This window comes from Streptacidiphilus jeojiensis (assembly GCF_042510965.1).
GTDB lineage: Bacteria > Actinomycetota > Actinomycetes > Streptomycetales > Streptomycetaceae > Streptacidiphilus > Streptacidiphilus jeojiensis.
This window is the reverse complement of the sequence record NZ_JBEUKS010000001.1, coordinates 994,042-1,006,417: the sequence shown is the minus strand read 5'-3', so window position 1 is coordinate 1,006,417 and position 12,376 is coordinate 994,042. Positions and strand designations below refer to the sequence as shown.

The following is a 12,376-nucleotide window of genomic DNA, read 5'->3' as shown; positions in this document are numbered from 1 at the left end:
GGGGTGGTGGACGGAGCGGGGCTCCGTCCACCAGAGGGGTTCGACGGCGGCATGTAACGATTCATTGTCGGGGTGTTGCATGCCGCCGTCGGAATTGTGCGTGGGATGTGCTGCAGGGCTACTGCACGTAGCAGCTCTTGACCGTCCCCGGAATGGGGTCGCCGAATACCGAATTGCTGCACCCGGTCGCGTTGGTGACGGCCTGGTAGGAGTACTGGCCGTTGGCTCCGTAGGCGACCTCGTGGGTGCCGCTGAAGGAGCAGCTGCCGTTCTCGGCGGCGCAGCTGGTCCAGGTGGTGAAGGACGGCGGGGGTGCGATCACGTAGCAGGACTTGACGCTGCCCGAGGCGGGGTCGCCGAAGACGGAGTTGGAGCAGGTGGTGCCGCCGGGCAGGGTGGCGTAGTTGTAGGAGCCGTTGGCTCCGTAGGCCACGGTCATGACGCCCGCGAAGGAGCAGTTGCCGTTCTCGGCGGCGCAGGAGGTCCAGGTGTTGGAGGCCGGTGGGGGTGTCTCGGTGTAGCAGGCCTTGACCACGCCCGGGTCGGGGTCGCCGAAGACGCCGGTGGTGCAGGGGGTGGAGTTGCCCAGGGTGCCGTAGTTGAACTTGCCGGCGGCGCCGAAGGCCACCGTCTTGTGCCCGTCGACGGCGCAGGTGCCGTTCTCGGAGGCGCACTGGGTCCAGGTCCCGGCCAGTGCGCTGCCGGAGCCGGAACCGCCGCCGGTGCTGCTGCCCGAGGTGAACGGCTGGAAGGCGCGGGCGAAGTCGCCGGTGCTCTGGCTGATGCCGCTGCAGGTTCCCGAGGCCGTGGTCGTTCCGGGGCAGCCGCCGTTGTCGCGGTTCTCGTCCCAGTACGACAGCAGGGCGATGCCCTTGGACGCGTCGTAGCTCTCGACGCTGGCCGCGTCGGCGAGGGTGAAGATCTCACCGGCGCTGTCGTTCTGACCGATCATCGGGGTGTTGCCGAGCTTGGCGTACGCCGCGGCCGAGGAGATGCCGAAGGCGCTGGCGACCTGGCCGGCCGCGGCGTCCACGGCCGAGTTGGCGGCGTTGCCCATCTCGACGCCGGAGGCTCCGTAGTCCATCGTCATCAGGTTGACGACGTCGGGCGTGAAGCCGTCGGCGTGCGCGTTGTTGAGCAGGCTGACCCCGTCGCCGCTGAGGCCGCCGGAGGTGGCGGGCACGGTGAAGGAGATCGACAGTGAGCGGCCGTTGGAACTGGCCCAGGAGCGGACCTCGGCCAGGGCCTTGTCGCGGCGGTCGATGCCGGTGGAGTTGGTCAGCGAGGTCGCCTCGATGTCGAAGTCGAGGTGGGACAGGTTGAAGGTGGTGACCACCGACTCGATCTGGGCCGCCGCCGCCTCGGGGGAGGAGCAGGAGTCGCCCAGCTCGGTCAGGTTGTTGTCGGTGGTGTAGCCGCCGAAGGAGACCGAGACGTCGCCGCCGATCGCGCGCAGGCTGTCGATCTCGGACTGCACGGTGCTCTGCTCGCCGATCGACCACTGACAGCCGGTACCGTCGACGAAGGCGATGGTGAAGAACTTGGTGCCGTAGGAGTTCGCGGCGTCGGTGAGGGTCACATTGTTCGACCAGGTGTCCACGAACGGGGCGAACACATGGGCGGGCCAGGCGTTGGGGGACGAGGCCGCGACCGCCGGAGCGGCGGTGGTGAATCCGGAGACCGCGATGGCCCCGATCACCCCCAGGGTTGATAATACGGAGACGAACTTTCTGCGTGCGGACATCTTTCCTCTTTCTTCGATGCGGGCGGACGGCATCCGACCTCCGCTCTGAATCGATTCATGAGATGATCGCCATTGGTTTAGACCAAGTGGCGTGTGAGGTATTAGAGAAGCAGCCTGGACGAGTACAGTCAAGATGTCTGGAAAGGCGGGGAGCGCGGCACTGGACCCAAGTGCCCATCGACGCAGGTGAGGTGAGGAACGGTCAGATCGGGGGCCGGGGGTTGGACCTTCCGGCGGCCTCGAAGGTGCTGGTCACGGTCCGGTTCGGGCCGGTGGTGGGGTGTGTGCTGCCCGCGTGGGCGGCCGCGCCGAAACCCTTGACTTGTATTGCAGTGCGACTGCAATAGTGGGGGCCCATCACTCGGGGCACCGCCGTCGGCGGGACTCCCGTCTCTCCTCCGTGAGGCGCACACTCATGACTCCGATCAACCGGCGCGGCTTCGTCACGGCCGCCGCGGGCGCGGCCGCGGCCGCCGTCGCGCTCAACCCGCAGACCGCCCAGGCCCTGGCCCAGGCCGGACCGGGCACCGGCGGCCCCGCCGAGTCCGCCACCGACACCAGCGGCCTGCCCTACGGCGACACCAGCGACTTCGCCGACGCGGACCGGGGCTTCATCGCGGCCGTACCGGCCGGAAAGATCACCGACAGCACCGGCCGGACGGTCTGGGACCCGGGCGCCTACGCCTTCCTCACCGGGGCGGCTCCGGCCGGCGCCGACCCGAGCCTGTGGCGGCAGGCCAAGCTGCTCTCCCGGCAGGGTCTCTACCAGGTCACCGACCGGATCTACCAGGTCCGCGGCCTGGACCTGTCCAATATGACCATCGTCGAGGGCGACACCGGCATCATCGTCATCGACCCGCTGATCTCGGCCGAGACCGCGGCGGCGGCCCTGGCACTATACCGGGCGAACCGCGGCGACCGGCAGGTCACCGCGATGATCTACACCCACCCGCACATCGACCACTTCGGCGGCTGCCGCGGCGTGCTCCCGGACGGCGCGGGCAGCGTGCCGATCCTGGCCCCCGCCGGGTTCATGGACCATGCCGTCACCGAGAACATCTACGTCGGCACCGCCATGTCGCGCCGGGCCGCCTATATGTACGGCGCCCAACTGCCCACCGGCGCCGCCGCGCAGATCGGTTGCGGCCTGGGCCTGACCGTCTCGCTGGGCACGGTGGGACTGATCGCGCCGACCCAGTACATCTCGGCCACCGGGCAGGAGGTGACCCTGGACGGCGTACGGATCCAGTTCCAGATGACCCCGGGGACCGAGTGCCAGGAGGAGATGAACTTCCTCTTCCCCGACCTCAAGGCCGTGTGCATGGCCGAGAACGCCACCCACACCATGCACAACATCATCACCCTGCGCGGCGCCGAGGTCCGCGACGCCCACGCCTGGGCCGGCTACCTCACCGAGGCCATCGGCCTGTACACCGGCAAGGCCGACGTGGCCTTCGCCTCGCACCACTGGCCCACCTGGGGCAACGACAGCATCGTCGGACTGCTGACCCACCAGCGCGACCTGTACGCCTACATGCACGACCAGACGGTGCGGCTGATCAACCAGGGCTGGACCGGCACCGAGATCGCCGAGACGCTGCAACTGCCCCCGGCCCTGGACCGGATCTGGGCCAACCGCGGCTACTACGGCTCGCTGAACCACAACGTCAAGGGCATCTACCAGCGCTACATGGGCTGGTTCGACGGCAATCCGGCGCACCTGTGGGAGCACCCGCCGGTCGAGGACGCCAAGCGCTGGGTCGACTGCCTGGGCGGCAACGCCGCGGTGCGGCGCCGGGCGGCCGAGTACGCCAGGAAGGGAGACCTGCGCTTCGCGGTCACGCTGCTGAACAAGGCGGTCTTCGCCGATCCGAGCGACACTCGGGCCAAGACCCAACTCGCCGAGCTCTACACCCGATTGGGCCAGGCCACCGAGAACGCGGTCTGGCGCAACTTCTACCTGGCCGGCGCGCAGGAGCTGACCGCCGGGATCAGGACCGCCACCGGCTCCACCATCGGCCCCGACATGTACCTCTCGCTCACCGTCGGCCAGTTGGTCGACGGCATCGCGGTCCGGCTGAACGGCCCCAAGGCCTGGGACGTGGCGCTGGAGATCGACTGGCTGGTCGCCGGCGTCTTCTGGCACCTGCGCCTCGCCCACGGCGTGCTCACCTGGACCACCGACACCACCGCGAACCCGGACGCCGGGCTGACCATGACGATGACCAAGGTCCAGCTGCTGGCCCTGCTGGCCGGCAAGGGCAGCACCGGAATCACCATGACCGGCGACTCCACCCTGATCGCCCGGCTCTTCGCACTGCTGGACACCCCGAACCAGAACTTCGCCATCGTCACCCCGGACTGACCGGTCGATATCGACTTGCCCCCGGCGATAGCGGCCCTCGTCGGCCTGGTCGTGCTTCAGGGGTCGCTGCGCTGGTCGTGTGACCCAGGTCACCAAGAAATCGGGGCGGGGCATGTAACCGGGGCGGTGTCGGGCTGCGTAGAGGGCTTGGATCGTGCCTCGGTCCGGCAGGATGTTCGGACCGCGGCCCGGGGGAGCGAGGACGTGGTGGAAGCAGTGCGCAGCCGGTGTGGCTGCGCCCGGTAGTCGGTGTCCCGCGTACGGCGGGAAGGGCCGGATGCCGCCGGAGCAGGGAGCGGGAGCCGCTTGTCGCCTGACGAGTTCGACGAGTTCTACGCCGGCAGCTGGTCGCGGCTGGTCGGTCAGCTGTACGCGATGACCGGGAACCTGGCCGAGGCGCAGGACGTGGTCCAGGAGGCCTTCGTCCGGGCCTGGCGCGGGCGTGAGGAGCTGTCCGGGGCGCAGGCGCCGGAGGCCTGGGTGCGAACGGTGGCCTGGCGGCTGGCGGTGAGCAGATGGCGGCGGGCCCGCAGCTCGCTGCTGGCGGTGTTCCGGCACGGCGCCCTGCCGGACGCCCCGGGCCCGGGACCGGAGTACGCAGCGCTGGTGGCAGCGCTGCGCAAGATATCGGAGGAGCAGCGTCGAGTGGTTGTCCTGCACTACCTGTGCGATCTGCCGGTGGCCGAGGTCGCCCGGGAGACCGGGGCGCCGGAGGGCACCGTGAAGGTCCGGCTGTCACGGGCCAGGGCGGCTCTGGCCAAGCATCTGTCCGATGACCTGATGGAAATGTCAGCGTGATGAGCGAACGCAATGAGCGCCTCCGGGAGTCGCTGCGCGGCCTCGCGGCGACCGCCGCAGGTGAACCGCCGCTGAGTGGGGCCGAGTTGCGCCGCCGGGCGGAGCGGCGCCGGCGGCCCTGGGTGCTGGGCGCGCCGGCCCTGGCGCTGTCGGGGCTGCTGGTCGGCGGCACGGCTTTCGCGATCTCCGGAGCCCTCGGTTCCGGCCCGCAGCGGGTTCCTACGGTGTCCGCCGTGATCCCGACCACGTCGGCACCGGGGACGGCACCCGCCGCGCCGCGGACCACCGGGCCGGCCGAGCCGCGACCGTCGCCGACCCCGAGCAGCGCCCCGGATGTGGCCGCCTCCACCGCCGCCGCCCCGATCACGCCGAGCGGACCCTCGACCGCCGCCACCTCGGCGTCGTCGGACCCCGGCAAGGTGCTGGGCTGCGCGGTGGCCCGGACCGGGGAGACCCTGGAGCGGGTGCAGTCGCTCCAGCTGCCGGCCGGTCTCACCCCGGGCGTGGACGCACTGCTGTACGCGGTTCCGGTCGACTGCGTGCGCGGACAGCTGGTCCCGAGCGGGACGGTTCAGCTGCTCCAGGTGCTCCCGGACGCGGTGGTGACCACCACGGCCCCGCTGAGCACGGGCACCGGTTCGTCGGTGAACACGCTCACGGGCTTGGCGGCCGGTCTGGTGCTCCATCCCGAGCAGCTCTTCGGCGTCGGCCGGGACGCCCAGGGCCGGGTGGACCGGCTCGACCAGATCGCCACCGGGAGCTGACCCGTGATCGGTGCCGGAGCGGGTTACCGGAAATGTGTGAAGATGCCGTCACAATTCCGTGGGGAATAGTGGACGGTATTGCTGTCGGGTCCGGAAATGTTCACGGAATATCCGACAGGCCGACTGGACGAACCATCCTTTGTCATGATTGGATCAATCCATCGGCGGAAGTCGCAAGGACTGGCCCCCGATATTCGGGGTCCAGGCAACCGTTGAAGCGGCCGGCCTGGCGTCCTCCAGATCCGGCCGAAACAATTCGGCAGTACCCACAGCAGTGAAGGGAAACAAAAGCCATGCGTAAGGACTTCACGCCGCAGGTCGAGACCCGCGAGATCTCCGACAGCGACCTGGACAGCGTCTCCGGCGGCGTCGGCATCCTCGGGCTCGACGTCTCCGGCGTCACCTCGCCCGTCCTCGGTGCCACCGAGTCCCTGCTGCCGAGCGGCGTCGGCCAGACGCTCTCGCAGGTCACCAGCCTGGTCCCGGGTCAGGTCACCGGGCTCGCGGGCCTCTGACCGTCGGCAGCCAGTCTCCGACGTCGGGGGTCGCCCCGGACTTCACGGTCCGGAGCACATGAGCGGCGACGGGCCCCGGGATTCCTCGGGCCGGGGCCCGTCGCAGCTCGACAGAAGTGATGGACATCGTGTGGTGCGGTCGGGTGGCCAAATGCCCGACCGCTACCGGTGCATTCTAAGGAATGGTTTGTGCAATTCCGCCAGAAGGCGCTTTCGAAGCTGCAGTCGCCCGAGGAGCTCGACGTACCTGTGCATTTGGCGCGGCCGCAGGGCAGGCTGGTTCTGACGGTCACCGTACTGGTTATGGCGGTGGCCGGGTTCTGGGCCGTCACCGGCTCGGTCTCGTCCAAAATAGCTGCGCCCGGAATTCTGACGTTCGCGCAGGGGAGTTACACCCTGCAGAGCCCGTTCGCGGGACAGGTCACCGCCGTGTTCGCCGCCCAGGGGGACACGCTTGCCGCCGGGGCGCCGTTGCTGAGCCTGCGCACCGACGCGAAGGTCCAGACGGTGCGCACGGTGGCCGCGGGCCGGGTGACGGCCCTGGCGGCGGGCATCGGCGCCGTCGTCGCCGTCGGGGCGGACCTGGCCACCCTGGAGCGGATCAACAGCCCCGAGGACCCACTGGTGGCGGTGCTGTACGCGTCCAGCAGCGGGGCGTCGACGATCCCGGTGGGCGCCGCCGTCGAGCTGACGCTGCAGTCGGTGCCCCCGCAGCGCTACGGCACGCTGCGCGGACGCGTCCTGGCGGTCGGCCGGGTGCCGCAGACCCAGCAGCAGATCACCGCCTTCCTCGGCGACGGCCAACTCGGCGCGCAGTTCTCGGCCCAGGGCCAACCGGTGGCCGTCATGGTCCAGTTGGACCGCTCCACGGGGACGAAGTCCGGGTACGCCTGGTCCTCGGCGCAGGGCCCCCCGTACGCGGTCGAGTCCACCACCCTGGTCGGCGGCTCCATCCAGCTGGCCGCCCAGCATCCGATCGATTGGATCCTTCCGTGACCGCGCACCACGACCCGGCCGCGACGGAGCCGATGCCGCTCCGCGAGCGCGAGCGCGAGCGCGGGAGACACCGACCCGACCAGCACCAGCACCAGAACCGGGGCTCGGGCCGGGGCCGGCGCCAGCCCCGGGGCCGCAGGCCGAGGGCGGTGCGCAGCCCCACGGTCCTGCAGATGGAGGCCGTGGAGTGCGGCGCCGCCGCGCTGGCGATGGTGCTCGGCCACCACGGCCGGCATGTGCCGCTGGAGGAACTGCGGATCGCCTGCGGGGTGTCCCGCGACGGCTCCCGGGCCAGCAGCGTGCTCAAGGCGGCGCGTGGCTACGGCCTGGCGGCCAAGGGCATGCAGATGGAACCGGCCGCGCTGGCGCAGGTGCAGGCCCCGGCGGTGCTGTTCTGGGAGTTCAACCATTTCGTCGTCTACGACGGCACGGTGCGTCGCCTGGGCCGTCGCGGCGTTCGCATCAACGATCCGGCCCGGGGCCGTCGCTTCGTCACGCCGGAGGACTTCGACTCCAGCTTCACGGGTGTGGTGCTGACCTTCGAGCCCGGCGCGGGCTTCCGTCGGGCCGGTCGCCGACCCGGCCTGCTCCGCGCCCTGCCGGCCCGGCTGCGCGGCACCTCGGGCACCATGCTGGCCGCCCTGCTGGCCAGCTTCCTGCTGGTGGTCGTCGGCGCGGTGCTCCCGGCCCTGAGCCGCACCTATATCGACCTGTTCCTGATCGGTGATCAGACCTCGCTGCTGCCGGTGCTCTTCGCCGCGATGGCGGCCATGGTGGCGTTGACCGCCGGGCTGACGGCACTGCAGCAGGCCAACCTGCTGCGCGGGCGCATGATCTCGTCCACGCTGAGCAGCGCACGGTTCCTGCGGCACCTGCTCAGGCTGCCGGTCACCTTCTTCAGCCAGCGCAACCCGGCCGAGCTGGTCCAACGGCTGCAGTCCAACGACACCGTGGCCGAGACCCTGGCCAGGGACCTCGCCGCCACCGGGGTGGACGCGGTGGTCGTGGTCCTCTACGCGCTGCTGCTGTGGACCTACGACCCGCAGCTGACGGTGCTCGGGGTGCTGATCGCGCTGCTCAACGTGGTGGCGCTGCGGGTGGTGGTGCGCATCCGCGGCACCGGTGTGCAGAAGCTGCGCGCGGACGGCGCCCGGCTGACCAACACCTCCTACAGCGGCCTGCAGCTGATCGAGACGATGAAGGCCACCGGCGGCGAGAACGGCTACTTCCGCCGCTGGGCCGGCCAGCACGCGCTCACCCTGGACGGGCAGCAGCGGCTCGGCGTGCCGAGCGCGGCGCTGGCCGTGGTCGCCCCCGCGCTGGCGGCCCTCAACAGCGCGCTGATCCTGCTGATCGGCGGTCAGCGGGCGGCAGACGGCGGCATCTCGATCGGTCTGCTGGTGGCCTTCCAGGCGCTGGTGACCAGTTTCACCGGGCCGGTCACCCGGCTGAACGGCGTGGCCGGCCGGGTCCAGGACTTCGCGGCGGACATGGCCAGGCTCAGGGACGTGGAGAGCTTCCCGGTGGACCCGCTGTTCGCCCGGCCCGAACCTGCCGCGAGCACCCGCAGGCTCAGCGGGCACGTGGAACTGGACCGGGTCACCTTCGGCTACAGCCCGCTCGACAAGCCGCTGCTCACCGACTTCTCACTGTCGGTGGGCCCCGGCCGGCAGGTCGCCCTGGTCGGTGGGTCCGGCAGCGGCAAGTCGACCGTGTCCCGGCTGATCTCCGGCCTCTACCGGCCCTGGGAGGGCGAGATCCGGATCGACGGGCGGCGGTTGGCGGAGATCCCGCGCGGCTCGCTGTCCGCCTCGGTCTCCTTCGTCGACCAGGACGTGTTCCTCTTCGAGGGCACGGTCCGCGACAACGTGGCGCTGTGGGACCCGTCGGTGTCGGACCAGGCGGTCGTCGCCGCGCTCCGGGATGCGGCGGTCCACGACACCGTGTCCAGGCGACCGGGCGGCATCCACGGCCGGGTGGAGCAGGACGGCCGCAACTTCTCCGGCGGCCAGCGGCAGCGGCTGGAGATCGCCCGGGCCCTGGTGCGCGGGCCCAGCGTGCTGGTCCTGGACGAGGTGACCAGCGCCCTGGACGCGGAGACCGAGCGGGTGATCATCGACAACATCCGACGGCGCGGCTGCGCCTGCGTGGTGATCGCGCACCGGCTGAGCACGGTGCGCGACAGCGACGAGATCGTCGTCCTGGACCACGGGACCGTGGTGGAACGCGGGCGCCACGAGGAACTGGTCGCCGCCGCGGGGCGGTACGCCGAACTGGTGCGTGAGCATTGATCCCCGGAGAGCTGACCCTGCCCGGCGACCTGGTGGTCGGCGCCCTGGGCGGGCTCGGCGATCCGGTCGACTGCGCGAACCTGCGCAGCCTGTCGCTGGAGCGGCCCGACGTGCTCTGGCTGGTGGCGGCCGGAGGCATGGACCTGTTCGCCGTCGACGCCGCCCAGCAGGGCCGCTGGCACTTCCTCGGCCGGCTCGACACCGGGGCCCTGCTGCTGGGCCCGGTCGAGGGACCCCGGCACACGCTGGTCGGCAGGCCGCTGCAGGGCTGTGTGCTGCAGCGGATCCAGCTCCGTGAACTGCTGCGCCCGGACCACCACTACTACGTCGAACAGGTACTCAGCCCGCTGGAGGACGCGTTCGCCCGGGGTCTGGGGCGGAGCCTGCGCGCGGTGTTCGAGACGACCGTGGACGGGACGGCACCGGACGGCGCGGTGCCGGCGGGGCCTGACGAGTCCTCCGACGACGGCATCCTGTGGACGCCGGTGGACCCGGGCAGCGTGCAGTACGGCGCGGCCTACAGCGCGGAGATGGCCAGGGACCTGCTGGTCGACGGGGCGCTGTGGCAGCGGCTGGTCGACCAGCAGACCCGGCTGATGTCCGCGGTGGACCGCCGGATCGAACAGCTGGAGCGGGCGCATGAGGACCGGGCGGCGGCCGGGATGAAGGCCGGACGGACGGTCAGGGCGCAGGCCGACCGGGCGCTGCTGGACTCGATCGACACCTCCGACGCCTCGGGACGGGCCGCGGGACGACCGGCCGCAGGATCCGACGAGGCCGCACTCGCCGTCTGTCGCACCGTCGCGGCCGCTGCCGGAATCACGGTCACCCCGCCCCCGGCCCTGGCCCCGACGTCGCCCGGGCCCGGGCAGAGCGGCGCGTCGCCCGACCGGCTCGGTCCGGTCGAACGCATCGCGCTGAGTTCCCGGTTCCGCACCCGCACGGTCAGGCTCACCGGGCGCTGGTGGCGCGAGAACGCCGGTCCCCTGGTCGGCCACCGGGCCAGTACCGGGGCCCCGGTCGCGCTGCTGTGGCGGCGCGGCGGCTACCGGGTGGTGCATCCCGGGACCGGACGGGCGACCAGGGTCGGCGCCGCCAACGCGGCGGAGTTCGAGGACCGCGCGGTCATGTTCTACCGCCCGCTGCCGGAACAGCCGCTGCCCGCCTGGCGGCTGCTCCGCTTCAGCCTGCGCGGAACCCGGACCGACCTGCGGAACCTGGTCCTCGGCGGACTGGTGGCGGTGCTGCTCGGGGCGCTGGTGCCGATCGCGACCGGACAGGTCCTCGGCAGCTACGTCCCGAACGCCGAGAAGAGTCTCATCGTCCAGACCTCGCTGGCGATCGTGGCCACCACCGTGGTCTCCGCCGCCTTCATGCTGCTGGAGAACGTCTCCATCCTGCGGATGGAGGGACGCATCGAGGCCACACTGCAACCGGCCGTCTGGGACCGGCTGCTGCGGCTGCCGACCCGCTTCTTCGCGGAGCGCTCCACCGGGGAGCTGGCCACCGCGGCGATGGGCGTCAGCGCCATCCGCCGGGTGCTGTCGGGCATCAGCTCGGTGGCGGTGCAGGCCGGTACGGTCAGCGCGGTGAACCTGGCCCTGCTGCTGTACTACAGCGTGCCGCTGGCGCTGGCGGCGCTGGCCATGGTGGCCGTCATCGGCACCGTGTTCCTGGTCCTCGGGTTGTGGCAACTGCGGTGGCAGCGGCGGTTGGTGGCGGTCAACAACAAGCTCAACAACCAGGCCTTCCAGACCCTGCGCGGCCTGCCCAAACTGCGCGTTGCCGCAGCCGAGGAGTTCGCCTACGCCGCCTGGGCGGGCCGTTTCGCCCGCAGCCGCGAACTGCAGCGCCGGGTGGGCCGGATCAAGAACCTGATCACCGTCCTCAACGCGCTCTACCTGCCGCTGTGCACGCTGGTGATGTACATGCTGCTCGCGGGCCCGGCCCGGGGGAGCCTCTCGGCGAGCAGCTTCCTCACCTTCAGCACCGCCGTGACCATGGTGCTGACCTCGGTCACCCAGCTCACCGGCGCGCTGCTGTCCGCCGCCTCGGTGCTGCCGCTGTACGAGCAGATCAGGCCGGTGCTGGACGAGGTCCCCGAGGTGGGCGGCGGGAGCATCGCGCCCGGTGTGCTGTCCGGCGCGATCGAGGTCGCCCAGCTGTCGTTCCGCTACTCCGAGGACGGGCCGCTGGTGCTCGACGACATCTCCTTCCAGGTGCGGCCGGGTGAGTTCGTGGCGATCGTGGGGGCCAGCGGCTGCGGCAAGTCGACCCTGCTGCGGCTGCTCATCGGCTTCGACCGGCCGACCTCCGGCAGCGTGCGCTACGACGGCCAGGAACTGGCCGCCCTGGACCGCACCGCGGTGCGCCGTCAGTGCGGGGTGGTGCTGCAGAACGCCCAGCCGTTCACCGGCTCGATCCTGGACTGCATCTGCGGCGCCGAGACCTTCTCACTGGAGGCGGCCTGGGAGGCCGCCGAAATGGCCGGCCTGGCCGAGGACATCAAGCGGATGCCGATGGGCATGCACACCGTGCTCTCCGACGGCGGCGGCACCGTCTCCGGCGGGCAGCGACAGCGGCTGATGATCGCTCAGGCGCTGATCCGCCGCCCGCGCATCCTCTTCTTCGACGAGGCCACCAGCGCCCTGGACAACCGGACCCAGCGGGTGGTGACGGAGAGCACCCGCGCGCTGCGCGCCACCCGGGTGGTGATCGCCCACCGGCTGTCCACGGTGCTGGACGCCGACCGGGTGCTGGTGATGTCGGAGGGCCGGGTGGTCCAGCAGGGACCGCCGGCCGAGCTGCTCGCCGACGCCGGCAGCCCGTTCCACGAACTGGTCCGCCGTCAGATCCGCTGACTCGGGCGTGCTGGGCCTCGGTCCTGCTGGGGCTCAGTCGGG

At 71.2% G+C, this 12,376-nt stretch carries 8 protein-coding genes; 7 read left to right on the top strand and 1 reads right to left on the bottom strand.

Features of this window, described 5'->3' with window-relative positions:
* Positions 1-118 precede the first annotated feature (118 nt).
* On the bottom strand, positions 119-1,744 hold the full coding sequence (locus tag ABUW04_RS04545) for a chitinase (protein WP_380562920.1): 1,626 nt from the start codon (positions 1,742-1,744) through the stop codon (positions 119-121).
* 415 nt (positions 1,745-2,159) lie between these two features.
* On the opposite strand from ABUW04_RS04545, the gene ABUW04_RS04540 reads away from it, so the two are divergent.
* The 7 genes from ABUW04_RS04540 to ABUW04_RS04510 all read left to right on the top strand — a co-directional run bounded on the left by ABUW04_RS04540 (position 2,160) and on the right by ABUW04_RS04510 (position 12,334).
* On the top strand, positions 2,160-4,109 hold the full coding sequence (locus ABUW04_RS04540; protein WP_380562918.1) for an alkyl/aryl-sulfatase: 1,950 nt from the start codon (positions 2,160-2,162) through the stop codon (positions 4,107-4,109).
* A 306-nt stretch (positions 4,110-4,415) separates the two neighbouring features.
* Positions 4,416-4,907: a SigE family RNA polymerase sigma factor gene (locus ABUW04_RS04535; RefSeq protein ID WP_030252963.1), complete on the top strand. Its 492-nt coding sequence runs from the start codon at positions 4,416-4,418 to the stop codon at positions 4,905-4,907.
* On the top strand, positions 4,907-5,671 hold the full coding sequence (locus ABUW04_RS04530) for a hypothetical protein (RefSeq protein WP_380562916.1): 765 nt from the start codon (positions 4,907-4,909) through the stop codon (positions 5,669-5,671). The genes ABUW04_RS04535 and ABUW04_RS04530 overlap by 1 nt, the downstream gene beginning before the upstream one ends.
* A gap of 293 nt (positions 5,672-5,964) precedes the next feature.
* A complete protein-coding gene (locus ABUW04_RS04525; protein WP_030252960.1) occupies positions 5,965-6,186 on the top strand; it encodes a hypothetical protein in 222 nt (73 codons plus the stop codon).
* A gap of 189 nt (positions 6,187-6,375) precedes the next feature.
* A complete protein-coding gene (locus ABUW04_RS04520) occupies positions 6,376-7,182 on the top strand; it encodes an HlyD family efflux transporter periplasmic adaptor subunit (protein WP_380562914.1) in 807 nt (268 codons plus the stop codon).
* A 32-nt stretch (positions 7,183-7,214) separates the two neighbouring features.
* Complete coding sequence (locus tag ABUW04_RS04515) at positions 7,215-9,473, top strand: NHLP family bacteriocin export ABC transporter peptidase/permease/ATPase subunit (RefSeq protein WP_380563451.1); 2,259 nt, start codon at positions 7,215-7,217, stop codon at positions 9,471-9,473.
* Complete coding sequence (locus ABUW04_RS04510; RefSeq protein WP_380562912.1) at positions 9,470-12,334, top strand: NHLP bacteriocin export ABC transporter permease/ATPase subunit; 2,865 nt, start codon at positions 9,470-9,472, stop codon at positions 12,332-12,334. Before ABUW04_RS04515 ends, ABUW04_RS04510 begins: the two co-directional genes overlap by 4 nt.
* Positions 12,335-12,376 lie beyond the last annotated feature (42 nt).